Here is a 26,519-nt window from a genome sequence, read left to right as displayed (position 1 = left end):
AGAAAAATGGCGCCGCCAAAAGTCTTAGTGAGACCCGCCCGTTCCAAACCGAAACGACAATCGCTACTGGTGCGGAACAACCGACGCAGCAAGCAATTGCCTGGAGTACTCGTGGTTGGGTTTCCCCATGCGCAGAGTTTCCGAGGACATTACTTCGACAATCTCACCATTTCGCATAACGGCCAGTTTTTCACACATATGTGCGATAACCGGAAGATCATGGGATACCATCAGATAAGTCAGTCCGCGCTGTTTGCGCAGATCAGTCAGCAGATTGAGGACCTCGGCCTGAACGCTGACATCCAAAGCAGATGTGGGTTCGTCCAAAAGCAATATGTCTGGTTCACCGGCCAAGGCTCGTGCGATCGCCACGCGTTGGCGTTGGCCACCAGAGAGTTGGTGCGGATACCGGAACCGGAAACGCTGACCAAGTCCGACATCGTCCAACAGCGCAGCTACACGTTTGTCGATATCACCTAACCCATGCAGATGAATTGTTTCGCTGAGAACCTGATCAACCGTGTGCCGCGGATGTAATGAAGCGTATGGATCCTGAAAAACCATCTGAACAGTGCGAAAGAAGGATCGGTCCCGTCTGGACCCGGAAAGTGGCTGACCTTCAACGTTGATACTGCCCGACCAATACGGCGCTAGTCCCGTTATTGCACGTAGAATAGTCGACTTCCCTGAACCACTTTCACCCACAAGACCGAAGCTCTCGCCCTGCATAACCTCAAGGTTCGCACCCTTCACCGCATCAACGCGGTCGTGCGCATGACCGAACCAAACATTCAGGTCCCTGATTTCCAACGCAGTCATTTCAACCCCTCACGCTCGGCGCGTCGGACCAGGCCGGATCGCGGGTCAGGACACTCAGGTGAGTACGTTTTTCATCCAGCCGCGGGAGTGAATTCAGTAACCCTTGGGTATAGGGGTGTTGGGCCTTGTGCAGCTTGTCAGCTTCACAAACCTCGACAATCCGACCTGAATACATGATGAGAACGCGATCGCAGAACTCGGACACCAGATTCAAGTCGTGGCTGATGAAAATCAAACCCATTCCCCGTTCCTTGACCAGCCCGTCCATAATGTTCAGAACTTGCCGTTGAACGCTGACATCAAGTGCCGAAGTAGGTTCATCAGCGATCAGTATCTTGGGGTTTGGAATGAGCATCATCGCAATCATGATACGCTGTCCCATCCCACCTGATACCTCATGCGGATAAGCCCGCATCACTCGCTCGGGATCACGGATCGAAACATCATCCAACATCTCGATCGCCATCTTTCTGGCACGCGCCCTGGAGCCAGAATTGTGCTGAAGGTAAGCTTCCATTAACTGCTCTCCAACCGAAACCACCGGGTTCAGTGAGAATTTGGGGTCCTGCATCACCATGGAAATCTGTTTACCGCGCACCTCGCGCATCTGGCGTTCAGTGAGTTTCAGCAGGTCTTGGCCTTCCAGATTGATGTGATTGGCCTCAACGATACCCGGTTTGCGGATCAGACGCAGAATGGCCCGCCCTGTCATTGATTTGCCGGAACCGCTTTCGCCGACGATACCCAAACGTTCTCGCCCCAGCGAAAAAGAGACGCCGCGCACCGCACCAAACACACCCTGACGGGTCGGGAACCGCACCCACAGGTCTTCGATATCCAACAGGGTCATTGTCCACCATCCTTCGGGTCGAGCGCATCCCTCAGCCCATCGCCCAACAGGTTGAAGGCGAGTGAAACGGTAAAAATCGCAAGCCCCGGCACTGTGGCTACCCACCAGTGATCAAGGATGAACCTGCGGCCTTCCGAAATCATCGCGCCCCATTCCGGGCTTGGAGGTTGTGCCCCCAGCCCAAGAAAACCAAGGCCGGCCGCAGCCAGAATGATCCCTGCCATGTCAAGTGTGACCCGCACGATCAACGATGAGATGCACAGCGGCCAGATATGCCGGGTGATGATCCGCATCGGCCCGGCACCCTGAAGGCGGATCGCGTTGATGTAGTCGGTCGATCGGATCGTAAGTGTTTCGGCCCGCGCCATCCGCGCATAAGGCGGCCATGCCGTGAGCGAAATCGCCAGCACCGCGTTTTCGATCCCCGCCCCAAGCGCAGCTACAAAGGCCAACGCGAGAACAAGCCGTGGAAACGCGAGGAAGATATCGGTGATACGCATGAGGATCACATCCGTCCACCCCCCCGCATATCCCGCGACAGTTCCAACCAGAAGCCCCGCGACCGGAGCGATGAGTGCCACCAACGCCACGATGTACAGCGTAATGCGCGCGCCATAGATCAGACGTGACAGAATATCCCGCCCCAAGCTGTCGGTTCCAAGCAAGTGTCCTTCGGCTCCGATGGGCAGCAGTCGGCTGGACAGATTTTGAACAAACGGATCATATGGCGCGAGGATAGGTGCAAAGACAGCAGTAAATACGAGGATTACCAGGATCGCTAACCCAACCATTGCCATCGAGTTTGATCGCAGCGTCAGCCAGCCTTTGTAAAAACTGGCCAATCTGGCATGTCGGCGGGATGTGGGTTCGTCGGTCAGCAGCCACTGACGCAAAGTCATGTCGCTCATTTCGACCTCGGATCAAAGAAACGGTAAAGAAGGTCCGAGAATATGTTCAGGCAGATAAAGATCAGCCCGACCACCACTGTTCCTCCTAGAACGGCATTCATGTCGGCACTCAGCAAAGCGGTTGTGATATAGCTGCCGATCCCCGGCCAGCTAAAGATGATCTCGGTCAGAACTGAACCTTCCAGCAGATTGGCATAACTCAACGCGATCACTGTGATCAGTTGCACTCGAATATTCTTGAAAGCGTGACGCCAGATCACCTGCCGCTCTGACAGGCCTTTGACGCGGGCAGTAATGACATATTCCGCTGACAGCTGTTCCAGCATGAAGGATCGCGTCATTCGACTGATGTAAGCAAGCGAGTAGTACCCCAGCAAAGCGGCCGGCAGTATGATGTGGGACAACGCATTGCGGAAGACATCCCAATCCTGGGCAATGGCACTGTCTATCAGAATCAGCCCTGTTCGCGTGGGAACTATATCTTCGTAGAAAATGTCCAAGCGACCCGGACCGCCGACCCAGCCAAGTATCCCGTAGAAGACCAGCAGCCCCATAAGCCCCAGCCAGAAGATCGGCATTGAATAGCCAACAAGCGCGACCACACGCGCAATCTGGTCGATCCAGGACCCCCGCTTAACAGCGGCAATCACACCCAGCGGAACACCCAGAAAGATGCCAATCAGGACGCCCAAAGTCGCCAGTTCCAGCGTGGCGGGGAAGACACGTGCGATATCCTCGGAAACCGGGCGCGCGTTCAGTAGAGAGTCGCCGAAGTCCCCGTGCAGGACGTCCCAAAGATAGTATCCAAATTGAACCAGCAGCGGCTTGTCCAGACCAAGCTGTTGATAGACTGCGTCATAAGTAGATTGCGAGGCGCGCTCACCAACGATGGCCAGCACAGGGTCGATCGGCATGACGCGACCGATGATGAAGGTCACGAAAAGCAGACCCAGCATAGTAATTGCAATGGTACCAAGAGTTTTCAGAATGCTCTTGACCCAATGGATAAGAGGCGCCGAGCGGCGCCCCTCTGATGGTCTTTCGGCCAGCGCCATTTACTTCGTCACCTGCCAATAAGATGCCGATGTGATCGCCTGACCGGTCGAGAAATTCGTGACGTTATCACGCAGCGCCGATTGCTCAATCTGTTGGAACATAACGACAAATGGTGACGTCTCACGAAACTCAGCCTGGATCTCGTTGTACATGTCGGCACGTTTCACGGTGTCATTCTCAACCACGGCCTCGGCCGTTTTCTCGGTCAAGCCACCGGTATCCCACGAATTCCGCCATGCCAACAGACCAGTTGCATTGGCTGCATCCGAGTTATCCGGATTATAGGCAAAGGTCCCCGCGTTGGTCTGTGGATCAGGATAATCCGGCCCCCATGCGCCAAGATAAACATCCAGTTCTCGCGCACGGTACCGCGCCAGAATTTGTTTGGCGGTACCAACGGTGATGTTCATCGTTATGCCAACCTGGCCAAGCGCATTTTGCAGCGACTGGGCGATTTCAATCCGTTCCTGCGCTTCACGCACGCCAACTTCAATTTCAAGCCCGCTTACACCGGCTTCATCCAGCAGTGCCTTTGCTTTTTCGACATCAAAGTTGAATGGGTTCTCATCAGATGCGCCGAGATAAGTTTGTGGCAGGAAATTCTGATGAATTGTGTACTGACCTTTCAGGAAGCTGTCGCGCATCCCTTCATAATCAATCAGGTATTTGAACGCCTGACGTACCTGAGGTTTGCTGAGCTCGGGATGTTTCTGGTTCAGCGAAACATACATCAGACGACCCTTAAGCTCATCAGCGATCTTTACACCTGCAACCGATGAGGCACCGGCCACATCTTCCGGGTTAAGGTTTCGCGCAACATCTACGTCGCCGCGCTCCAGCAACAGGCGCTGACTGGCGCTCTCCTGAACATGTCGGACGACCACGCGCTCCATTGACGGCGCACCCAGATAGAAATCCGGGTTCGACTTCAGCGTCACGCTTTCATTGGGTTTCCAGCTTACCAAACTGTACGCACCCGAACCGGCGGTATTGGTCTTGAGCCATTCGTTGCCCAGATCGCCATCCTTGTCATGCTCCATCACTGTTTTCTTGTCGACAATTCCACCGATTGTGGCTGTCAGACAGTTCAGAACGAAGGATGTCGCGTACGGCTTATCCGTGGTGATGGTCAGCGTGTTTCCATCCGCCACAATCGTCTGTTCGACGTTTTCCGAGGTGAACCCGAACTGAGCCAGGATAAAGGCCGGTGTTTTGTTCAGAATGATCGCACGGCGCAGTGAGAACTGAACATCCTCAGCGGTTACAGGGTTGCCGGAATGGAATGTCAGCCCATCCCGAATCTTGAACGTGATGGACTTGCCGTCATCTGAGACATCCCAACTTTCGGCGACATCCGGCTGAAAGCCCGCTTCCAGATCCAACGGGTCAAAGTTGACGAGCTTCTGATAAACATTCCGGCTGACATCCGATCCGGCGAATTCAAAGCTCTCCGCAGGATCCAGCGTGGTGATGTCGTCGATGCGGTGCGCGATTACCAGCATATTCGGCGGTGTTTCCGCCATTGCCGCAGTCGAGGTCACGGCCAGCGCCAATCCCAGCGCCGCGCCGGTAAGCAATCTATTAAATGCGTTCATTTTGTCCTCTCTGTCATCTAGTCTTTCAACAACGGTCACGATCCCCAGGTTTTCTCCAGAACCCGTAACCAGTTTGCATGGCAGAGCTTCTTGACGAGCTCTTCGCCGTATCCATGGCTCACCATGGCATCTCTCAATCGGGGCAGCATTGAGACGTCTGTCACGTCGTCCGGAACCACCGCCCCGTCATAATCCGATCCAAGCCCGACACGATCTTCGCCCAATATCCCGATCAGGTGATCAAGGTGTTTCAGGACCTGTGTCAAAGGCACGTCGGACAGCATCCGCCCGTCCTCACGCAGAAACGCTGCTGCGAAGTTCAGACCAACCATCCCATCGCTTTCCGCAATGGTCCGAAGCTGGTCATCGGTCAGATTTCGCGCGTGTGGGCAGATTGCATGAGCATTTGAATGCGTCGCAACCAACGGCGCATCTGAATATCGCGCCACATCCCAAAACCCTTTTTCATTGAGGTGAGATAAATCCAACATGATGCCAAGCGCATTGCAGCGCTGCACAAGTCGCAAACCGTGATCTGTCAGGCCCTGGCCGGTATCTGGTTCGGAGGGGTATCTGAACGGCACCCCGTGGCCAAATATGTTCGGCCTGCTCCAGACCGGCCCGAGGGAACGTAACCCAGCCGCATGGAAAACATCGAGTGAATGCAGATCGGCATCAATCGCTTCAGCGCCTTCGATATGGAATATGGCCGCCATCTGACCCTGCGCCATACAGGCCCGAATATCTGAAACCGAACGGACCACTTTCAATGCACCCAACCGTTCCAGTTCCAGCAATATGGCAATCTGGCTCAAAGCCGCAGGCAATGCGTCTTCAGCATCGATCTGGTCAGGAAGCGGCAGATCATAGCTGGGCTGAACCATCTCTTCCATCTTGGCATCGACGTCCATGGGGGATGGGACCCAGATCGCAAAGAAACCTCCCCCAAATCCACCCGCTTTGGACTTGGCAAGATCAATTGCACCATCAAGGCCAGTAACGAAACGACCAGCTTCAGACAGGCCACCTGACGACGACAGTTTCGATAAAACGTCGTTATGTCCATCAATGATTAGGGGGGAAGTAGTCAACCTGGCGTCACCCGATCTAGTATCAATTCGATATACGCTAGCAGACGCTATCATCATAATTGTAAAAAAAATCGATGAGTTTTATTCATAGAGCTAGTCGAAATCATGTAAGCATCTGGCAATGAAGAAACCGCGCAACTGGCATTCTCTGCCGGAATATCAGGCACTCCGAGCACTCATGCAGTCTGGCACAACCGCGTCAGCCGCACGTCAGCTTGGCTTGTCCCAGTCTGCCATAAGCCGGTCCGTCAGCAGCCTTGAGGCTCGACTGGGCAGAACGCTGTTTGAACGCGACGCTGGCAGGCTGCGGCCCACGCAGGAGGCTGTGAGGCTCAATATGAGGCTGGATCCCTTATTCGAGGCATTGGACAGGATCGACGGTCCGGGCGAATCTGTGCGGGAAACACTACGTCTCGTCGCACCGCCAAGCTATGCGCACAGATATATCGTTTCCCTCATCGCAAGCTTCATTCGTGGCAACCCCGGGTTTTTCGTTAATCTGGAAGTTACAACATCAGATATGGTTACGCTTGGTGTGCTTGAGAACCGATTTGATCTGGCGGTAACCGGGATTGAACAAAGCCGCGCTGGAATCAAACTCATTCCATTTCGGGAGTCACCAGCAGTTTGTGTCATGCGTCCTGAGCATCCACTTTCTGAACGTTCGGTACTTACACCAGCTGACTTGCATGAACAGGAGTTGGTCGCCCTAACGTATCGACATGGGCGGCGCGGACAACTTGACCGATTGCTTCATCAGGTTCGCGCCGAACCGAAGATAGTTGCAGAAGTTTCCACTTCTTTCGCCGCCGCGGATATGGCACGGGAAGGATTGGGACTGGCTGTTATCAATCCCTTTCCTGTTTACCACTACCGATCTCCCGACTTGGCATTTGTCCGTTTCGAGTCTCCAATGCGGTACCGTGGTCACTTTGTCGTATCAGATCAAAAACCGGTTCCAAGAATCGCGCGGGCTTTCATGCGGCATCTTCGACTGAATACACCTCCCGATCCGTTTTCAGACCCGAGTTAATTCAAATCTCTGCAACAGATCTCTGACCGATTAACCAAACCACCATCTCCACTGATGCTGCCAATGAAATAGTTTGCAACACGACCGCTGGGCCGTGCTGAGTTTCTTGTTGTCAAAACCACAAAAAACCACTAAAACACAAAATTACACAAATATGCACACCTTCATGTTGAAGACGTTTCCGCCAGAAACGCTGAGACATTCGCCGGGGTCGCAGACAAACAAACAGGGACAGCAAAATGAACAAGACGACATCACAAATCGCCGCATCAGCTTTTGCAATTGGCGCAGCGACCTCGGCGATGGCCGAGTCACTGACGATCTACAGTGCTCTGGAGGAAGAAGAGATCGCGGTTTATCTGGAAGCCGCTCAGGAGGCGATGCCGGATCTGGAGATTGACATTCTGCGCCTGTCCACGGGCAAGCTGGGTGCCCGTCTACTTGCCGAAAAGGACAATCCACAGGCTGATGTGATCTGGGGATGGGCGGTTACGGCCATGATGGACCCGCAGGTTTTGGAACTGCTCGAGCCGATGGAAGTGGCCGGAACTGAAACACTTGCCCCGGAGTTTCGCGATCCTGAGGGCCGGTGGTTCGCCCAGATCGGCTATATGGGCGCATTTTGCGTGAATACGGAACGCCTGAAGGACAAGGGCCTGGAAATGCCCAAGAGCTGGACCGACCTGGAGGCTCCGGGGTTCAAGGACGAGGTTCTGATGCCTGATCCGAACTCTTCCGGTACCGGCTATCTGCACGTCAACGCCGTCTTGCAAAGCCTCGGCGTAGAAGATGGCTGGAAACAGTTGTCAGCAGTGGACCCGAACATGGCCCAGTATACATCTTCGGGCTCTAAGCCATGCAAGGCGGCACGGGTCGGCGAATACACAGTTGGCATCTCGCTGGCCTTCACAGCGATGAAGTCCATCGAAGACGGTTATCCGCTTGCGATGGTTTTCCCTGAAGGCGGAACGGGATACGAACTGGAAGCTTCTGGAGTTTTGAGCAGCAGCGAAAACAAGGACGCGGCAAAACGTTTCCTCGATTGGTCGATGAGTGAAGATGCGCTCGCGCTCTTTGGGCAATACAAGGCGCTTGTCACAGCTCCGGGTGTGGAAATGTCCGGGTTAGCCAAAGATGCCGGCTTGCCGGAAGATATCAGCACAATTCTGGCACCGGTCGATTTCGTCGAGTCCGCTGGAAGACAGAATGAAATTAAGGCCGAATGGAGAGAGCGTTTCGGCCGGTAATCACTGACAGGAAAGCTGGGGATGGCCTTGCCGCCACCCCCAGCTCCAATAAAATTTCCAAAAACAACAAATGAATGCAATTGGGGCCGTTCCGCCCTCAGGCAGCCTTTGTGAAAGAGCCGCAATGTATCTGACTGTCCAAAACGCAACCAAGAAATATGGGTCATTCATCGCACTGGATGATGTCACAGTATCCCTTGAGAAGGGCGAGTTTGTTTGCCTGCTGGGTCCGAGCGGTTGCGGCAAAACCACCTTGCTTCGCATAATTGCCGGGTTGACGGATATCGATGACGGTCAGGTCATTCTCCAGGGTCAGGACATTTCGAAGCTACCTGCCCGTCAGCGTGATTTTGGCATCGTGTTTCAGTCTTATTCTCTGTTTCCGAATATGACCGTTGCCGAAAACATCGGATATGGGTTGAAAATCAGGGGTCAGGATGCTTCGAAGACTTCTGATCGTGTGACGGAATTGCTCGAAATGATCAAACTTCCGCACGTTGCCGGCAAGTACCCCGGGCAGTTATCAGGTGGACAGCAGCAGCGGATTGCGCTGGCCCGAGCGATTGCCGTCGACCCTCGGGTTTTATTGCTGGATGAACCGCTTTCGGCTTTAGACGCCAAAGTGCGTGCTACGCTGCGAGATGAAATCAAGCAAGTACAGCGGGCTTTGGGCATTCCGACCTTGATGGTGACCCACGATCAGGAGGAAGCCCTGGCGCTGGCCGACAAGATTATCTGCATGAACCACGGAGTTGTTGTGCAGGCGGGCAGCCCGGATGAACTGTACCACAGACCAAAAACGCGGTTTGTTGCTGACTTCATGGGAACGAGCAATCTGATCGACACCGGTCGGATCAGGCAGGCCATGCCCGACCTTCTGGTCGATCGACCCAAAGGCAAAGACGATCAGTTCATCGCCAGCTTGCGCCCAGAGCAAATTGGGGTTCAGGCAAGTGCATCCGGGAAAGCTACAGTCAGGTCGTTGTCTTTCCTCGGAAATCTTACCCGGCTCAGTCTGGACAGCCCTTTGGGAGAGCTTGTTGCGGAAACCCACGGCGAAGTCACTTTGGCCGAAGGGCAGAGCGTGGACCTCGAAATTGACCCGTCGGCAATGACCTGGGTTGCGAATGATGTGCAGGGTGATGCGGCATGACTTGCGCTGACATGCCTGCCACCCCGGCAAAACCCGACCGGAAGTTTGACGGTGACAAACTGGTAGCAGCGGTCTGCATAGCGGTGCCTTTGTTCGGGCTGGCTCTGTTTTTCCTCTATCCGATGATCATCGTTTTCCTGCGCTCGATCACGACGCCGGACGGGACCTATGGATTCCAAAATTATTCAGAAGTTCTGCAATCCAGCGGTTTCTGGCGCGCCACGCGGCATTCCATGACGATGGGATTGGCAACAACGGTCGTCAGCGTGTTTCTTGGTTTCATCATAGCGCATGGCCTTCACCGGTGTGCATTTCCAGGCAAATGGGTGATCCGCGTCGTGATCGTTCTGCCTCTTCTCGCGCCTTCTTTGGTTCAGGCATTAGGGCTGATTTTCTTGCTGGGCCGCAACGGGCTGGTCAGCCGTGCACTGGGTATTGAGCTGGATATTTATGGATTTTGGGGCCTTCTCATTTCGAACACCCTCTATGCGCTGCCGCAAGCGGTCATGATCATTGGTGCGTCTCTGGTTCTGCTGGATGCAAGAATCTACGAAGCGGCCGAAGTGATGGGCGCCAAACCCGGTCGTCAATTCAGGGACCTTACCTTGCCGGCAACCATATTTGCCCTGCTGAACAGCGCCTTCGTCGTATTCATCATCACCATCACGGATTTCGGGAATGCCGCGGTAATCGGTGGGGATTACTCGGTTCTGGCAACCGAAATCTATAAACAGGTGATCGGGTTACGCAACTTCAACCTCGGCGCTGTTGTTGGCATCATGCTTTTGCTGCCGACAGTGGTTTCGTATGTCATCGAACGTCAGGCGATGAAGCGCCAACGAAATCAGAACAGCACCAATATCCAAAGGTTTGTCCCGGTTTTCAGCCCGCGCCGCGACATTCCCATGGCGCTGGTTTGCTTCCTCATTATGGCGATGATCGTCTCAGTCATCGGTATTGTGATTTACGCGAGCTTCGTGAAGCTTTGGCCCTATAATTTCGATCTGACGTTCAAGCATTTCGGTATCACGCTGGCCGGTGGTTATTCGTCGCTGTGGATCACGATCCTCATCTCACTGGGTGCAGCGGCAGGCGGTACGTTTCTGATTTTCGTCCTGGCGCTTGGATTGCGGAAATTGCCGCCACAGCCCGCACAGGCGATACAGGTACTTGCAGCAATGCCCGCGGCAGTACCCGGGATTGTTCTTGGCCTGTCCTACATTCTGACGTTCAACTCGACGTCAACGCCACTGTATCTGCTATATGGCACGGCAGCTCTGATCGCCGTCGTCAACTTCTATCACTATCACACTCAGGCATTTCTGACGGTGATGACAGGGTTCCGTCAATTCCCGGCAGCACTTGAGGAAGCAGCCTGCTCGCTGGGGGCCGGAATGGCAAGAACGGCCGCGACAATTGTCGTGCCATTTGTGGCGCCTATGCTGGCATCCGTCTTCTTTTTCCTCTTCATGCGATCAATGGTCACTTTGTCAGCGGTTGTGTTTCTGACCACACCCAAACTCGATGTGGCGGCAGTGACAATCATGCGGTTGGATGATGCCGGACTGACATCTCAGGCCGCCGCTTTTTCAAGCTGTGTTATGGCAGTGGTCGCCATTTCGCTTGGGTTGATGAAAACATCTGTCGCGCTGTTGTCGCGCAAACCCGAGTCCTAAAAGGGAATTCAGGGAAATGTGGTCTAAGGAACGACATCAACGAATACTTGCGCTGTTGGAATCCAGCCAGCGCGTCAGCGCAAATGATCTACCGGATCTTCTTGGTGTATCCCGCGAAACCGTGAGGCGCGATCTTCTCGAACTGGAAGAAACCGGCCTGATCGAGCGCGTACACGGCGGCGCGGTATTGCCCGCTCAGCGCAGAGAAGCGCCATTTGAAAAACGCCGGGATGCCCAGGCGGGCGCCAAGCAAAAGATTGCCCGAAAGGCAGCCGCTCTGGTCAAGCCGGGAATGTCCATTCTGGTGGATGCAGGCACAACGACAACAGCGTTCGGACATGCAATTGCGCAGTTGTCGAACTTCATGCTGGTCACAAACTCGGTCGAGATAGCTCAGATCATCAAGGCCGCGGGAACCAATGCCGAGGTTATTTTGCTGGGCGGGCAAATCGTATCTGACGTACCTGCTACGTATGGCGAACTGACACTGTCAGAAATCCGGCGCTTCAATGTCGATCTGGCAGTCGTCTCTCCGGTTGCGATTCATGCGCAGGAAGGTGCCTTCTCCTATGCTCTGAAGGAGGCCGAAGTTGCCAATGCGATGCTGGAACAAGCGGCAGATAACGTATTCTTGTGCGATCGCACAAAGCTTGGTCAGACCAGCCGGGTACGAATTTGCGAAGCAACACGAATCGGGACGCTGGTTACGGACAGCAAAGCGCTTCCCGGGCAGACATCACTATTCGACCAAACCGGGGCCAATGTTTTGGTCTGACGACCCGAGGTCAGGTTGAACGATAAAATGCAACAATCCTTGCGATGGGTTTTCAAGGAAAGAAGATGAACAAAGATATAACTGAAAATCTGCTCGTGGATCGCATTCATCAGATTGTTTCCGACAGCGAGAGTTTCGCAAAGTTCGCGGCTGGTATAGCACGTGAGGCTTTCCGTCAGCCGAACCATGTGAGTTTCAAGTCAGACGAAAGCCCGGTTACCATCACTGATCGTCTGATCGAAAGCGAACTGAAAAAGGCGATTGCAGCCAAATACCCGGATGACGGAATCTTTGGCGAAGAAAGCGGCGTTGACAGCGGCACAACCAAGAACCTTTGGGTCATAGACCCGATCGACGGCACCCGCTCTTTCATATCCGGCAATCCCTTGTTTGGTCTGCTGCTTGCCTACGTCTCAAATGGCCAGGCAATTGCCGGGACCATTTCCATGCCCATGTTGAACGAAGTGTACTCGGGTGGCGCAGGCAGAGCGGCCACGTGCAACGGAAGACCGATCCGCGTTTCAGGACAACGCAATCTGGATGACTGCATTATCTACATCAACGAGGGGGAGAAACTGATTGCGGAACGGCCAGAGCAGTTGAATCGCCTGTTACACACCGGAAAGACGCGTCGGTTTGGTTATGACTGCTATCCGCATGCGCTGCTGGCTGCGGGTCACGTGGATGCTGTGGTGGACTATGACTTGCAGCCCTATGACTACCTCGCATTGTCTCCGCTGATCGAAGCTGCCGGGGGTGTGATGACCGACTGGTTGGGAAATACCCTGACGCTCGCCTCGGATGGTGCCGTCGTTTCTGCCGCGACGCCTGAACTTCACGCTGAACTACTGGATAAATTGAACGCCTAGACCAATTGATCAGCGCTTGTCTGGAACGGAGACCTGATGAAGGTTCTGTAGCAAATTTCCTGAGCTCTCTGTTTGAATTGAAACCCATGTGACATCGGCCACCCGATTTTCAACTTGGGAGTGCAGTGAATTTGGTTTCGTTCAAAGGTACGCACTTCGCAAAGGATGTGATCTTACATGCAGTCTTCTTCTATCTACGCTACAGTATTTCATATCGCGATCTGGAAGAAATCATGGCGGAACGAGGCGCGGATCTTGATCACGCGACGCTGACCCGCTGCATCGGAACTTCGATTACCCGGGACACAGAAGAAGGCATGCTCGGAGGAGTTAATGTCTGCGTCGATTCAGTTCTTCATGATTGGGATCCGGTCCAGATTGCCCGAGAGGGGATTGCGCAGGGCAGTCACCAGAAAGGATGGCAATTGGCCCTCCCAAGGTTGCGCGGAATCCCCTCTCATCGGTACACCTTTGGCGTACCCGATATCCGCCGACAAACGGCCGAGCGAAGCTTCTTTTGTGAAATTGTTGCCACCAAGAAAAATTGCCTGAAATTGTAGACCCGTAGTGCCAAAGACCTCTCGCACCCGAGCATGACTCGGAAGGAACCGGCTTACTCGATCAATTCGATCTCTCCCGGGCGCCAGGTTCCGTCGAACCACGGATCAAGTGGCCCATACATCCGCAACATGGTCGACCACGCATATCCCGGCATGGTCTGAATCCAATTGCCTTCCTTTCCCTCCGGCGCTTCCGGGGCGAACCAGATTGTGTAGCTGCCATCTTCGTTGGCTTCGACCGTTGACAGCGTGCTGTCAACGCCGGCCAGCTTCTGATCCGTTTCAAGAAGCGAACGAGTTTGGGTGCTATAGACGACAAAAGACCAGTAGTTGTTCACCGGAACGTTCGGAGGGATCGTGATCGAGTAGGTCCTAGATCCATCCAGATAGTTGCCAATACTATCGCGGTTGATGACCGCATATTGCGACCCAACACCGACATTCTTGGCCACCATCGCTGGTGTGATTCCCGTGGCAGAGTAGTGGAACAAGGTGCGCGGATCGAGGAGCTTCACGTCACCTGCCCTGAACTCATAGCTACCGCCGACAAACGGTGTCTTCCAGTATCCGGTATCATAAAGGAACGGTGCGCGTGATCTTGGCGCAAAGTTCAACGAGCGTGCCGCGGCGGTTCCGATGGCAACCGCTTCGGTCAGTGTCTGCCGGAGGCGCTCATCCGGTTCGAACGGCTCATCCTTGCGAATTCCCAATGTGAACAAGGCGCCCAGAAGCTCCTCGGGCAAGGCACCTTCCGCCTCGAAATCCACCACGGCTTTCATTTCTTCGAAGAAGGAGAAGTCGTTCGCGTGTATCGTGTTGAGTTGCATATCCGTCAAATCGACGAAACCGGTCTCTGGCGGGTTGTCGCGTACGTCCCAGGGGTAGATGCGCAACTGTTCTTCTACACGCTTTGCCTCGGCTTCGGGTCCACCCTCTCCGGGAAAGGCGCGAAGAGCGAGCCAGTTCATGTAACTGGGGGTTCTGAGGATGAAATACCCCTCATCGGGCAGATCACCTTCGTAATCTGTCGGAACGATCAGGTATTTTCCGCCCTTACCCTTGTCCGGCCCGGCATTCCCCACATCGCCGACATAGCGCATATAGGCATCGTCGACGAGGCCAAGAATGCCTGAAGGCAAGTCGAGCACGAGCGGACCGTCAGACAGATCGGTGCAGCCCAGAACGTAAATCGTGGTCGTATTGGGGGTCAGCAGCAGAGACCGGGCATTGTAGAGATCCTGAAAGATGCCAAAGCTGGTCGTATCCACTCCGGCTTCGGCAAGCCCACGGCACATTGCATATGTGGACGCTGCCGGCATACCGTCCGTAAAAGCCGTGATCCCGCGCACCAGATCCATCGTGTCATAGGCCAGCGCAGCCGTTTCCTCCGTTGGCAACCCATCGAAATATTCCAATGTCCCGAGACGTGTTTCGAAACTGTCTGGCACCGTGACGCTGTCAGGGACATTGGCGCTGTACTCAGAAGTGGTCTGTGCAGTGGCGGTACTGGCAGCAGCGCAAAAAACAAAAGAAAAAAGCAAGTACTTCATTTGAACCTCTGAAAACTACGAAGTTACGACACAGGATTAACGTCAGTTTTCGACCGGCTGCGGCTCGACAGGGCGAAACGCACCGTCCAGAACCATCTGGCTGACACCATAGTTGCGAATGCTGTAGTTGAACGGCTCTCCGCCAGACGAAAGCGCGTTGATCTTGTCACCCCGGCAATTGAAATGCAGCGTGATCGTGCCATCGGCGTTCGGCTCCCACATGTTCGAGTTGATGTGGGTCGCTCCATCCATCAGATATCCGTCGACATCATAAAGCGTGAATGACGTAAAAAACCGGTTCTTCGGGTCGTCAAATGTGACCGCCAGACATTCATCGCCCGAAAGCGCGCCCGAACTGGAGTAGGCGTTCGACACGCCAAGCTCAGGCGGATAACCGCCCCACCCCGCCGCATGTGACAGGTCGAGCACATGCTGATCGACCTCTCCTGGGCCTTTGGCATAGGTGTAATCGATCCCGGCATTCAGGAATTCCACCTTGTATTCGGCGCGAAGCGTTTCCAATTGCGCCTGATCGAAATCCGGTGGCACGTAGGTGTTGTCTTCCATGCTGCCCGATACGGAGATTTGATTCTGAACGTCATGAAGATGATCAAGTGATGCCGCGTCGGTGCGATCTTTCAGTTCGGTACGGAAAATGATCAGAGCATAATCGGTCTGGACCGACACTTCATGGTTCCCGGAATCGACCAGATAATAGGGCGAAAACCCATTCTCATCCATCACCTGCGCCGAGACATAGAGATCGGATTCCGGCAGCGCGATCGTGAATGCGCCGTCATCGGTAACATTCACGATCTGAACGGAATAAAGCGTGTCCCAGTTCATGCGGACGGTCGGCGCGTCCGGCCCGACTGGGGTCACTTCTCTGAGGTGCCAAATCCCCTTGTCTGCGCCGCCCCGAGCCCAGTTCGCAAAATTCCACGCCGTTTCAGCCTGTGCGAAATTCTCAGCTGTTACTGGGACGGAACCCGCATAGGCTCTCCCGGCGACAGCCACCGACAGGACGGTCAGAATTGGGAAGAACCGGGATTTTTGCATCGTTTCACTCGCAGTAGTCTGGCTGCCGTTGAGGGTAGACCCCGTTGACATCACTGCATCGAAACGTTGCACAATCCCGATCAGGATGCTTACCATTTTACGCAAAGGTGTCGTCGCATTGCAGTAAAGGAGAAGGTTTGCCGCCCAGCCGCCCGATATCCATGATTTCCGCCCTCTCGCTGGGACCGATGCCCGAGCTGGTTCAAAGCGAAATGGGCGACAAAGCCCTGAAACGGATTTTCCACGCATCTGGTCTAACCGGTGATCTTCTTTATGCGAGAGAGGGTTATATTCCCCAACCCGCCTTGGTTCGCTTCTTCAATGAGATTGCAAGAGAAGCCGGAGAGCGCTGGGTGCTGGGTCCGTGGGTCGACGCCATCGAGATCGGTGACTACGGGCTTTGGGGAACCTGGGTTCTTTCCGCACCCACCCTCAGAGAGGGGTTGTTGCGCGGCAGAACATCTATTCACCTGCACGGAACTCATGACAAACTCACACTCAAATCGCGCAAGGGAGTGGCCGAGTTCTCATACACGTTCGCGGCGGCCGCCACCCCCGGTTATGGCGAGTTGGCGATCGGTGGCGCCGCAGCTCTGGTCAGCTACTGCCGTGCCTATCTGGGCCCGGCCTGGAGACCGGATAAAATCGACTTGAATTTATCCGATCTCTCCGGACGCGACATTGGCCTGCTCGAGAACTGGTTCGGGTGCCGGGTCGGAACGTCCGGAAACGCCATTCGTCTCACTTTTGACGAAGATCTGCTAAACGTGCGGCAGAAAAAAAGAACACCCGCAACGGTCACGTTCGAGGATATTGTTCGTGAGAGGGTCCAAAGCCGACCGGTCACTTTGGCGACGCAGATCCGTTCGATTTTGCGAAGAAACCTCTCCCAAGGGCTGACAGGCATTGATGAGACGGCGCGGTCGCTCGATATGGCCGTTCGCACGCTTCAGCATCGATTGAACACAGATGGCGCAAGCTATCGGGACATTGTGAAATCGGTGCGCATCGAACGGGCCAAGGAACTTTTGAGGGATGGCGGGTTGTCCATCACCGGCATTGCCTATGAACTCGGTTACGAACATGCCCCGCATTTCACGCGGATGTTCGCCGTGGAGGTCGGCATGTCTCCGTCCGCCTATGTGCGGTCGAAGACCTCCTGACGACCAGTTGCAGGACATCTTCATTTTTGAGGCGCCCACAGCTCCAACGGTATTAACCGGGGTGCATACGCCATGCCCACGCAGGGCTTGGGTCGAACTGTGGATCGCTTTGAGCACACCCAATGCGGACAAACCTGCCATTTGTCTCACGTCCGCACCAAACGGGCAATATAGGCGCAACATTTCTTCACGCCGCCGGACTGGGGTCAGGATTCAAAATCATTAGATGACAGATGCCCAAAAGTCCTCCTCTCCGCCGTCGCTCTCGCCGCAACTGTCATTTTTGGCTTTGAAAATGAACGAGGCCTGAACCTAGGTCTGAGATTGTGTTGCGCACGGACGGCATCGGCCAATTGATCAAAAGCCGCAGTGAAATCCGACACCAGAGACTGCCCTTAGGGCGCGAGTTCGATACCTTGGGCGTTGCGACGAAACAGCGGTGACCCAGCCCGACCTTCCAGGGGCTGTACATGTTGAGAGATTGCGCCCGGTGCAACGTTCAACTCTTAGGATGTTGCCACAAAGCTGATGTGGCGGGCTGCAGCCTCAAAGGCGCGCATGGCATTCAACGGAAGACCTTTTGGGGCGTCTCGGGGCGACGCTCATTGCATTATCCTTAGTTTTTTACGCTAAGAAACAGCAATTCTGCTTTGCGGTGTCACGCGGCAGTCGCCAGAGTGCAAGAAACAGGAGGATGTCAGATGACACTTGTACAAAGAGATTGGGTGCCCGCCACCAGCGAAACCCTGGTTCAGGACATCGCAACAAAGACCGCATCGACATCGCCGAAGGATTTGCTCTCCCGTATAAAACATCTGGCGGAAGAGAACCGCCGGATTCACGAAGAGGAGTGCTTTAACCTCAATCCGGCAACAAACGTGATGAATCCCAAGGCCGAAGCGCTTTTGTCATCGGGAATCGGGTCGCGGCCTTCGTTGGGTTATCCCGGCGACAAATACGAAATGGGGCTGGAGGCAATCGAAGAAATCGAAGTCATCGCTGCCGAGCTTTGTGCCGACGTCTTCGACGCAAAATTTGCTGAGGTTCGGGTGCCCTCGGGTGCGATCGCCAACCTTTATGGCTTCATGGCGACCTGTAAGCCGGGCGACACTATCATTGCCCCGCCCGCATCGATTGGCGGACACGTGACCCACCATTTGGCTGGATGCGCAGGGCTTTTCGGTTTGCGAACCATAGAAGCCCCCATTAACCCGGACGGCTACACCGTCGATCTTGACCGGCTGCGTGATCTGGTAAAAGCTGAGAGACCCAAGTTGATCACGATTGGCGGCAGTCTGAACCTTTTTGAACACCCAGTGGCCGAGGTGCGCGCCATTGCGGATGAAGTCGGTGCCAAAGTCATGTTCGACGCCGCCCATCAATGCGGCATCATTGCAGGGCGCGCGTGGTCCAACCCATTGAAAGAAGGTGCACATTTCATGACCATGAGCACCTACAAAAGCCTCGGCGGACCGGCCGGAGGACTGGTTGTTTCGAATGATGCGGAAATCGCCCAGGCGCTGGATGCAATTGCGTTTCCCGGCATGACAGCCAATTTCGACGCTGCCAAAACAGCTGCGCTGGCGGTTACGATGCTAGATTGGAAAAGCTTTGGCTCGGACTACGCGAAAGAGATGATTGCAATGTCAAAAGCGCTGGCTGAAGCGTTGGATGCGCAGGGTGTCCCTGTGTTTGCGGGCACAAATGGCTTTACCAATTCGCATCAATTCGCGGTTTTGGCGGCTCCTTTCGGCGGCGGGCAGTCGGCTTCCAAACAGCTGCGTAAAAGTGGATTCCTCGCTTGCGGTATCGGGTTGCCTGTAGAACCCCTGAACGGTGATATGAACGGTCTTCGGTTCGGAACGCCCGAACTGGTCCGTTGGGGCATGACGTCAGGTGATGCCGAGCGGTTGGCGTCGCTGATCAAGCGGGGCCTGCATCGTGAGCCCATTCTGCCCGAAGTTTCGGCTTGGCGCGCCGAATTCGACAGGCTGCATTTCGTGAATGAATAAGGCAGCCTTTGATCGAAGGTTGCCACCGGGCCGCGAAAGGCGATCAAAATGGTTGCCCCTTCGCGCCCAGCGCCACTGCTTCAGCTATGCGGTCGTGACTTCTGCGGGTCATAAACGGGGCTGGCAATGATCGTCGCAGCCGTGTCCAGGCCGTCACCGGTTACCGACAAAGACGTACCCAAGGGCAGACCCGATTGCACATGAGCCAAAGCCAACGACTTGCCTATGCGGTGCGAATAGCAAGGACTGTTGATTACACCGACCTCTTCACCATTTACCGAAAGGGTTTCACCGCCTTCGACCATGTCCGGGTGATCGATGTCGAGGCAGACGTTGTTGACCTTTTCGCCACCTTTCGCAGCCATGACCGCTGCTTTACCGCGGAAATCTCCCTTGGATTTGCTGACGGTAAAGCCCAGACCGACCTCCCACGGGGTATTGTCCTCGGTCATATCGTATCCGTAGAACAGCAGGCCTGCCTCGATCCGCACCTTGTCGAGCGCGGTGAAAGAACAGGGCATTACGTTGGCATCAACTAATTTGTCCCAGATATCGGTAATGACGCTGCCATCGGCAAAGATCTCGTAACCGCGCTCACCGGAATAGCCGGTTCGTGAGATGCGGCAGGCATGGCCAAAAATCGTGCCGGGTGCGTGTTCGAAATAGGCCAGCGCTCCAAGGTCGATTTCCGTATGGGCATTGAGGATATCCAGTGCTGCCGGTCCCTGTACCGACAGGTCGTGCAGGTCATCGGTAAACTGCACCTCGACATCACGGCCTTCGGCCGATGCGTCGAGCAGTGCCATCGTGTTACCCGACCCGTGCACGATCATCCATTCATCGCCACCGTTGTTCGATACGATGGCATCGTCTGCGATCCCTCCTGACTCCGTCAGCACGCATAGATATGCCGCCTTGCCCGGAGTGACCCTGGACAAATCGCGTGTTGTCAGATGATCCAGAGCGGCCTGCGCATCCGGACCGCGCACCATCACCTTCTTCAGCGGAGACATGTCGAACATGCCCGCCCGTTCGCGCACGGCGTCATGTTCGTCGTTCGGATCGGTGTCATAGGTCCAGGCCGTGCCCATCCCATTCCAATCTTCGAGCCCTGAGCCCAAAACGGTGTGACGGGAGGCAAGCGCAGAAGTGCGGCTGAGTTCGTCGGTCATCTGAGGTCCTTTTCTAATGCCATGCGTCCGGCATCGCCGCTTTGCGTTCAGACACGAAGTCTGTAAGCGCAGACAGAGCACCGGGATTGATTGCGGGTTGTTGATAGTCGGTCAGCATCTGCCGCCACCTCTGCGAGGCACGTTGATCTGCTGTACGTGATCCGCTCTCGACCCAGGTCTCGTATGGCCCGGCGTCGGGGATCTGGGGCTCAAAATTGGCGGAAGTGTAGTGGCGCAAGGTGTGGCCGGTCGACAAAAAGTTCCTTCCCGGTCCGGTCTCGAGATAAGCATCCCGACCAAAGGCTTCGTCTTCGGTGTCAAAACCCTGCAACAGCTTCAGCATCGCGCCGCAATGATCGAGGTCCATCACAAACTTTTCGTATGACATGACCAGCCCGCCTTCGAGCCAGCCTGCCGAATGCCACACTTGATGTGCACCGGACAAAAGCGTGGACCACATGGCACCGGCGCTGTCCTGCATGGCCTGACCATCAGGCGCATTCGAGGCGGTGATCTGCCCTCCTCCAGAGCGAACGGGCACGCCCAGTCTGCGGCCCAGTTGGGTCAATGCCATCGTGGTCATGTTTGCCTCGGGTGAACCGAAGGTCAAAGCGCCACTGCGCAAGTTCATGGTAGAGTGAAAGCTTCCGAATACTACCGGGCAACCGGGCCGGACCAGTTGCGCCAGAGCGATCCCGACCATCGCCTCGGCCAAAGTCTGGGCGGCCACGGCGGCGGGTGAAAGCGGCCCCATCGCCCCGGCGAAGATTGCCGGAGAGACGCAGACGCATTGGTTCGCCTCGGCATAGATCCGCAGAGCACCCGACATCGTGTCATCATAAATCAGCGGAGAATTGACGTTGATATTGGCCTGCATCACCGCATGGTCTTCCATAAAGTCACGTCCGAACACCAATCTTGCCATCTCGATACTGTCCTTGGCGCGCTCGGGCGCAGTGACAGATCCCATGAAGGGTTTGGTTGACAGTGTCAGATGCGCCAACATCATATCCAGATGCCGTTTGTTCACGGGCACATCTGTCGGCTCAACAATTGTCCCACCAGAATGATGCAAGGCGCGCGCGTTGAAGGTGAGCTTTACGAAGTTACGGAAATCGTCCAGCGTGGCATAGCGTCGACCACGCGCCAGGTCGCTCACGAAGGGCGAGCCGTAACCGGGCATCAGCACCACATTGTCACCGCCAAGCGTCACAGTGTTTACCGGGTCGCGCCCGTGCAGTTTGAAGGATTCGGGGGCTGTGGCGCAAAGGTCCCGCACATGTCCCGGTTCAAAGCACACCCGTTCCCCATCAACCCTGGCACCCGTCTGGGCGAACAGGTCCAACGCCTCTCGGTCACCGCGGAGCTCGACGCCGATCTCGTCCAGTATCCAGTCCGCCTGATCTTCGATCCGGGTCAGCGCGGCATCATCCAATATCTCGTAGGCCGGAATTCTGCGCCCCGTAAAAGGTATGGTTTCAAGCGGCGCATTGTGACGTGAAAAGCGGCCACGGCGTGCCCTGCCCCGGTGCATAACTGGTGAGGCAGAAATCGGTGCTGCGTTCAATTTGACCAACGTCATTCCTCCGTTTCATACACTCAGGAACCAGTGACCACAGGCTCACAGATTGAAAAATCGAAATTTTCTTTCCTTTGCGTTCAAGAAATTTATACATCTGAGATATGCGCACCCGTTTTCACCACCATGATCTGCTCAGGCTCTTTGCAGAGATCGCCCGCCATCCAAGCTTCTCGATGGCAGCTGATGCGCTGAACATGACCAAAGGCGCGATCAGTTATCAGATAAAGACGCTAGAAACCGATCTGGGTGTGCCCTTATTCCGGCGCACCACACGCGGCGTCACATTGACCGCTGAAGGGGCACAGGTGCTGGCGGCCTGTCAGACACGATACGAAGAGATCGAGACGGATCTTCACGCACTCAAGGAGATGTCGTCCCAAACCCTGACAGTAGGGGTTTCGACTTATTTTGCCGCTCGCTGGCTTTCACCACGATTGATGACGTTCATGCAGCAACACCAAGGCGTGCAACTGCGCATCCAGCCGATGATCCAGTTTTCCATCCATGAAATGCAGGACATCGATTTAGCGATCCGTTGGGGTAACGGGGATTGGGATGACGGTGTCGTAACACCTTTCATGCCCCTTCGATCCTTTCCGGTCGGCAATGCGGACGCAGCACGTCATGTGGCAGCGCTGGGGATGAGAAAAGCGATTTCGGGTTTCACGTTGCTTCGGGACCGCGATGACAGCAATGCCTGGTCGGAATGGCTGAACGCCGCAGCGCTCCCTCCGCAGACACGACGAGACGCGTTGATCATTCCCGACCCAAATGTTCGGGTGCAAGCCGTGATCAATGGCCAGGGGATCGCCCTGATGGATGATCTTGTTAAAGACGAACTGGACGATTCCAAGCTGTACCGATTGTCAGATGCTGAACTCCCGCAGTATGGCTATTTCCTTTTCCGGTCGCATCGGGCCGTCGCGACCGAGCCCGCCCGGGTGTTTTCCAATTGGCTGCAAAGTCAAACCTGAGCCGTTCTTCACACAGGTTCAGCGAGAGACAACTCTGTTGCGGATGCCGATGTTTGATCCACAACGCGGGAAGCAACAGGATCAGGGTGATGCTGTTGAAAGCTCGCCGGTTTCAGCAAACTGAACGGGTCTTGAACGCCGGGCGGATCTCGTAATCCGACCTGACGCGGCACAACAACCCGCCAGTGCATTTGGGCGTCTATTCACCTCAACTCGGAAGCACCAGGGCGGTTGTGAGTGTTGCTGTCGTTGCCAGCACCACCAGAACGATCATTGCCTCAATTTCAATGGATCGGGCGAGATACCGCGCTGCCTGAGCATCTCCGTTTTGCATGGCCGGAACAAATCGGAGCTTGTTCGCTGCTGCAAGGATTAACAGCAGCCCAACAAGAAACACCTTGAACAAGAGAGCCTGCCCATAGCCAGTGAAGAAGAGCTCTTGGAAATTGCCGACAAGCAACCAGGCCATCCAGAGACCTGCGACGATCAAAGCTGGTACAGCCAGTGCAGCGGCTCGCCCAAACCTGTGCCCTAACACGGCAGCACTATTCAGGTATTCAGGCATAAGAGCCATAGCCCGTAGGGGGCTAAAAACACCCACCCAGAAAGCAACGCAGAGCAGATGTAGTAGAAGCAGGAGTCGGACACCTGAACTTTCCAGTTGCGGCACGTGTCCGATTTGCGCAAATGACCACAGAGCCAATGCGCCACCTGCCAACGCGATCAAGCGACCAACGCGGGGAACAGGCAATCCGACAAGGACCAAAGCTGCGCCTAAGAGTCGGAAAACAAGTACGTCACCCACGGATGTCTGCCAAAGTAACCCAAGCATCTCGGGGTCGACCAGACCGTCCGCCCCGCCGGTCAGGGCGGCGCCACGAAGCATGAAACCAAATAATGTCGCGGCAAGTGCGATCCACGCCAAGGCCATAGCCTGGCGTTTCATCGCAAGGTACATCGGGGCCACCAGGCCGGAATAGAGGCACATAACAACCACAAGCCCGGTGGACCCCGCAAAGCCGATATAGAGCATCAGCTTTGCGAGGATTGCAGCAATTCCCCAGATATCCGGCATGTTCATTCCACGGTAAAGGAAAACTCGCCCTGCATCGCATGACCGTCCTCACCTAAACCACGCCATTCAATGACGTAGGTGCCGGTTCCATTGCTCGGCAATGGGATCTTGAACACCTGACCAAAGCTTTTCTGGTCGCCCAGATCCAGGCGAATTGCCGAGTGCTCTTCATGCGCCATCTCAATCCGTGTCAACCGGATGTCCTTGGAGAAGTTGAGACCAATTTCCGCAGGTACAGCGGTCACTGTTTCCCCGTTGGCAGGTGTCGTTTCTTCGACCTTTGAATGCGCCAGCACACCACTGGGAAGCGCAGCCATAAGTGCGAGCGTTGTGATCTTTTTCATGGGGCGACTCTCAATTTATTCCGTTGGCACGCTGGATTTCACGAATGTACGCGATCACCATTGCTACGTCACCTCGCGTCAGGCCTTCGACGGGGGGCATATCTCCGAACTGCCAATGATGGCTTTTTACCCCTTGGGAAACCGCCCTCTGAAAGGCTTCGTCTGCGTGGTGGCTGGGTTCGTAGATCTTGTGGATCAGAGGGGGGCCTGCGCCCTCTGATCCGACCGCATTGACGCCGTGGCAAGACACGCAGGAGACATCAAAGATACGCTGGCCGATTACAGCATTGCCTTCGATAGGCGGCATCTGGATTGCGACCATGGCGTCGCCTTCAAGTGCCTCTTGCGGTTGGGTTTCCTCGATTGAGTTGGGGCGAAGAGTTATGAAAGCGGCAATGGCAGCTACAGCGCCTACGCCGATCAGCAATTGACTTTTTTTCATGGATTAATCCTGACTTTGTGAAAGCTGGTAGTGCAGCGGCAGATCGCGAACAGCCGCACGTGCTGCCTGCTTACCTGCGCTGAGAATTACGCTGCTTCAAAGGTCGGGGGGCCTGTAGGGGCTATCTGGTTCACTCAGTTTGGCTTGGGTGCCTATCCGGAACTTTGGGTCAGCATCACGTTGATCCCGCGCGACCTCACTGTTCTGGGAGAGTATTACAACCGCTTGGCAGAGAGAGGGGTTACACTCTCCGGTTCCTGAATTATCCGGGTCATGGCGGCTGCTTGAGGTTGACATATCGTCGCTGTTCATTGCCACGGCAGCGTGTTCAGCCGATCGCATATGGTCCTCGCAGTGAAGGCCGACGCAGCCATTTGACAGCGCGTGAGCAACGCCACCAAACCCGGCCAGGATGACCAGAAAGCCGACCAGCAGCACAAGTGAATGTCGTCGGATGACCATGGCTCAGGACGCTACTGTACGGGATAAAGTATGACAACACCGATCTGTCGGATCACATCAAAACGGGACGTCCGTTCGTGGCAGGATGATTGCAGCATCTCACACTTAAAACTTGCCGTTTTCGTTCTTCCATTCGCTGCGTGGTGCAATGGCTTCTATCGTGTCCCAATGCTCAACGATCTTGCCGCCCGCGACGCGGAAGAGATTGTAGAAACTGGTATGAATACCGCACCTGTAACCTTCACTCATACAAAGCACGAAATTGCCTTCGGCAAGTACCCGGTGAACCTTGTGGTATTGGATGCGAGAGGCACCGTTCTCTGTTGCTTCGAGGTATGAGCGATATGCGGCGATACCGTCGGCGAGGTCTGGATTGTGCTGAACCAGCCCAACATCGATATAAGTACCAAGAAGCCCAAATTGCCGTTTGACAAGAACCCGTTCTGCAAAATGGCGAACCAAATCCCGATTGGCAGCGGTTTTGTCCAGATCGGTAATCTCCGAAGCACCGTCCAACATACCGCGACCCGATGGGTTGGGACCCTTTGCTGGTTGGATGTTATCCCAGTGTTCGACGGCTTTGTCGTCTTCAAACCTGAATACCTCGAAGGCAACCCTCAGGCTTGAGAAATCATATTCATTGTGCGCAAAGGCGTAGTCACCATCCTCGAAGACTCGTACGAAAGTGACCCGCGGGTTGGTCTTCGATAGCCGCGCGAACAGCGCCGCAAGCCCCTCGCTGCCTTCGTGGGTTTGGGGGTTGTGTTGGATATACTTTGCCTCGTTTACGACATCCGCGGCTGCCGCATCGCCACTTTCGATGCCTTTGAGAAGTTTCTGGATCAAGTCCCTTTTCGAAGCCACAAGTTCACCCTCTACTTTCTTACGGAAGCACTAATACAAACTGGGATTTTCAATACCAGCCAATCAAATCAAAGTCACCGATTACAGGTTAGGTCTAGGCTCTGGACTCATTGAATTTCAAAGCCAGTAGATGACGGTTGCCGCCAGGGCGATTGCTGAGAGGAAGGCCTTCGGACATCTGTCGTAGC

General features: G+C 55.0%; 25 protein-coding genes and 2 pseudogenes. 11 read left to right on the top strand and 16 right to left on the bottom strand.

Annotation, left to right across the window (positions count from 1 at the left end; all coding sequences use genetic code 11):
• Nucleotides 1-63 precede the first annotated feature (63 nt).
• From ACR0K5_RS22405 to ACR0K5_RS22380, 6 genes are read right to left on the bottom strand one after another with little or no spacing between them, the layout of a single operon-like run.
• A complete protein-coding gene (locus ACR0K5_RS22405) occupies nt 64-819 on the bottom strand; it encodes an ABC transporter ATP-binding protein (protein WP_480631762.1) in 756 nt (251 codons plus the stop codon).
• 1 nt (nt 820) lies between these two features.
• Nucleotides 821-1,669 carry an ABC transporter ATP-binding protein gene (locus ACR0K5_RS22400; protein WP_480631761.1) on the bottom strand — a complete coding sequence of 283 codons (849 nt, stop codon included), beginning with the start codon at nt 1,667-1,669 and terminating at the stop codon, nt 821-823.
• Nucleotides 1,666-2,577 (bottom strand): ABC transporter permease, encoded by a 912-nt coding sequence (locus ACR0K5_RS22395; protein WP_480631760.1) that lies wholly within the window; start codon nt 2,575-2,577, stop codon nt 1,666-1,668. Before ACR0K5_RS22395 ends, ACR0K5_RS22400 begins: the two co-directional genes overlap by 4 nt.
• A complete protein-coding gene (locus ACR0K5_RS22390; protein WP_480631759.1) occupies nt 2,574-3,632 on the bottom strand; it encodes an ABC transporter permease in 1,059 nt (352 codons plus the stop codon). Before ACR0K5_RS22390 ends, ACR0K5_RS22395 begins: the two co-directional genes overlap by 4 nt.
• Nucleotides 3,633-5,228, bottom strand: coding sequence for an ABC transporter substrate-binding protein (locus ACR0K5_RS22385; RefSeq protein ID WP_480631758.1), 1,596 nt, complete (start codon nt 5,226-5,228; stop codon nt 3,633-3,635).
• 35 nt (nt 5,229-5,263) lie between these two features.
• A complete protein-coding gene (locus tag ACR0K5_RS22380; protein WP_480631757.1) occupies nt 5,264-6,319 on the bottom strand; it encodes a dipeptidase in 1,056 nt (351 codons plus the stop codon).
• A gap of 121 nt (nt 6,320-6,440) precedes the next feature.
• Between ACR0K5_RS22380 and ACR0K5_RS22375 the strand changes: the two are divergent.
• From ACR0K5_RS22375 to ACR0K5_RS22340, 8 genes and pseudogenes are all read left to right on the top strand, one after another.
• A pseudogene (locus ACR0K5_RS22375) lies at nt 6,441-6,632 on the top strand (helix-turn-helix domain-containing protein); the annotation flags it as partial.
• 24 nt (nt 6,633-6,656) lie between these two features.
• Nucleotides 6,657-7,352, top strand: coding sequence for a LysR substrate-binding domain-containing protein (locus tag ACR0K5_RS22370; protein ID WP_480631801.1), 696 nt, complete (start codon nt 6,657-6,659; stop codon nt 7,350-7,352).
• 239 nt (nt 7,353-7,591) lie between these two features.
• Nucleotides 7,592-8,599 (top strand): ABC transporter substrate-binding protein, encoded by a 1,008-nt coding sequence (locus tag ACR0K5_RS22365; RefSeq protein ID WP_480631756.1) that lies wholly within the window; start codon nt 7,592-7,594, stop codon nt 8,597-8,599.
• 124 nt (nt 8,600-8,723) lie between these two features.
• Nucleotides 8,724-9,752, top strand: a complete 1,029-nt coding sequence (locus tag ACR0K5_RS22360; protein ID WP_480631755.1) for an ABC transporter ATP-binding protein — start codon at nt 8,724-8,726, stop codon at nt 9,750-9,752.
• A complete protein-coding gene (locus tag ACR0K5_RS22355; protein WP_480631754.1) occupies nt 9,749-11,428 on the top strand; it encodes an ABC transporter permease subunit in 1,680 nt (559 codons plus the stop codon). The genes ACR0K5_RS22360 and ACR0K5_RS22355 overlap by 4 nt, the downstream gene beginning before the upstream one ends.
• 16 nt (nt 11,429-11,444) lie before the next feature.
• Complete coding sequence (locus ACR0K5_RS22350) at nt 11,445-12,203, top strand: DeoR/GlpR family DNA-binding transcription regulator (RefSeq protein ID WP_480631753.1); 759 nt, start codon at nt 11,445-11,447, stop codon at nt 12,201-12,203.
• Nucleotides 12,204-12,268: 65 nt separating this feature from the next.
• Nucleotides 12,269-13,072, top strand: coding sequence for an inositol monophosphatase family protein (locus tag ACR0K5_RS22345; RefSeq protein WP_480631752.1), 804 nt, complete (start codon nt 12,269-12,271; stop codon nt 13,070-13,072).
• Between the two features lie 131 nt (nt 13,073-13,203).
• Nucleotides 13,204-13,356 (top strand): annotated as a pseudogene (locus tag ACR0K5_RS22340) (IS6 family transposase); the annotation flags it as partial.
• A 63-nt stretch (nt 13,357-13,419) separates the two neighbouring features.
• Here ACR0K5_RS22340 and ACR0K5_RS22335 read toward each other — a convergent pair.
• From ACR0K5_RS22335 to ACR0K5_RS22325, 3 genes are read right to left on the bottom strand one after another with little or no spacing between them, the layout of a single operon-like run.
• Nucleotides 13,420-13,659, bottom strand: a complete 240-nt coding sequence (locus tag ACR0K5_RS22335; RefSeq protein ID WP_480631800.1) for a DUF3604 domain-containing protein — start codon at nt 13,657-13,659, stop codon at nt 13,420-13,422.
• A gap of 26 nt (nt 13,660-13,685) precedes the next feature.
• Complete coding sequence (locus ACR0K5_RS22330; RefSeq protein ID WP_480631751.1) at nt 13,686-15,182, bottom strand: DUF1254 domain-containing protein; 1,497 nt, start codon at nt 15,180-15,182, stop codon at nt 13,686-13,688.
• Between the two features lie 42 nt (nt 15,183-15,224).
• Entirely contained in the window at nt 15,225-16,337 is a 1,113-nt protein-coding gene (locus tag ACR0K5_RS22325; protein WP_480631750.1) for a DUF1254 domain-containing protein, read from the bottom strand.
• Between the two features lie 65 nt (nt 16,338-16,402).
• Here ACR0K5_RS22325 and ACR0K5_RS22320 point away from each other — a divergent pair, with 65 nt between their 5' ends.
• Entirely contained in the window at nt 16,403-17,404 is a 1,002-nt protein-coding gene (locus ACR0K5_RS22320) for a helix-turn-helix domain-containing protein (RefSeq protein WP_480631749.1), read from the top strand.
• A gap of 395 nt (nt 17,405-17,799) precedes the next feature.
• On the opposite strand, the gene ACR0K5_RS22315 is transcribed toward ACR0K5_RS22320, so the two are convergent.
• On the bottom strand, nt 17,800-17,907 hold the full coding sequence (locus ACR0K5_RS22315; protein WP_480631748.1) for a helix-turn-helix domain-containing protein: 108 nt from the start codon (nt 17,905-17,907) through the stop codon (nt 17,800-17,802).
• A gap of 198 nt (nt 17,908-18,105) precedes the next feature.
• On the opposite strand from ACR0K5_RS22315, the gene ACR0K5_RS22310 reads away from it, so the two are divergent.
• On the top strand, nt 18,106-19,416 hold the full coding sequence (locus tag ACR0K5_RS22310; protein ID WP_480631747.1) for an aminotransferase class I/II-fold pyridoxal phosphate-dependent enzyme: 1,311 nt from the start codon (nt 18,106-18,108) through the stop codon (nt 19,414-19,416).
• Nucleotides 19,417-19,496: 80 nt separating this feature from the next.
• Here ACR0K5_RS22310 and ACR0K5_RS22305 read toward each other — a convergent pair whose 3' ends face one another.
• The gene (locus ACR0K5_RS22305; RefSeq protein ID WP_480631746.1) at nt 19,497-20,588 is read right to left on the bottom strand and encodes an aminomethyl transferase family protein; all 1,092 of its coding nucleotides are present in this window, start codon (nt 20,586-20,588) and stop codon (nt 19,497-19,499) included.
• A 13-nt stretch (nt 20,589-20,601) separates the two neighbouring features.
• Nucleotides 20,602-22,170, bottom strand: coding sequence for a trimethylamine methyltransferase family protein (locus ACR0K5_RS22300; protein ID WP_480631745.1), 1,569 nt, complete (start codon nt 22,168-22,170; stop codon nt 20,602-20,604).
• 101 nt (nt 22,171-22,271) lie between these two features.
• On the opposite strand from ACR0K5_RS22300, the gene ACR0K5_RS22295 reads away from it, so the two are divergent.
• Complete coding sequence (locus ACR0K5_RS22295) at nt 22,272-23,144, top strand: LysR substrate-binding domain-containing protein (protein WP_480631744.1); 873 nt, start codon at nt 22,272-22,274, stop codon at nt 23,142-23,144.
• Between the two features lie 208 nt (nt 23,145-23,352).
• Here the strand turns inward: ACR0K5_RS22295 and ACR0K5_RS22290 are convergent, their stop codons facing one another.
• The 4 genes from ACR0K5_RS22290 to ACR0K5_RS22275 form a co-directional block, all read right to left on the bottom strand.
• A complete protein-coding gene (locus tag ACR0K5_RS22290; protein WP_480631743.1) occupies nt 23,353-24,219 on the bottom strand; it encodes a CopD family protein in 867 nt (288 codons plus the stop codon).
• Between the two features lie 2 nt (nt 24,220-24,221).
• The gene (locus ACR0K5_RS22285; protein ID WP_480631742.1) at nt 24,222-24,563 is read right to left on the bottom strand and encodes a copper resistance CopC family protein; all 342 of its coding nucleotides are present in this window, start codon (nt 24,561-24,563) and stop codon (nt 24,222-24,224) included.
• 10 nt (nt 24,564-24,573) lie between these two features.
• Nucleotides 24,574-25,005 carry a c-type cytochrome gene (locus ACR0K5_RS22280; RefSeq protein WP_480631741.1) on the bottom strand — a complete coding sequence of 144 codons (432 nt, stop codon included), beginning with the start codon at nt 25,003-25,005 and terminating at the stop codon, nt 24,574-24,576.
• A 567-nt stretch (nt 25,006-25,572) separates the two neighbouring features.
• Complete coding sequence (locus tag ACR0K5_RS22275; RefSeq protein ID WP_480631740.1) at nt 25,573-26,313, bottom strand: nuclear transport factor 2 family protein; 741 nt, start codon at nt 26,311-26,313, stop codon at nt 25,573-25,575.
• Nucleotides 26,314-26,519: the final 206 nt, after the last annotated feature.

It is taken from the genome of Ruegeria sp. AB9 (genome assembly GCF_056542585.1).
The sequence above is the reverse complement of the archived record's forward strand: the minus strand, read 5'-3'. Positions and strand labels throughout refer to the sequence as shown.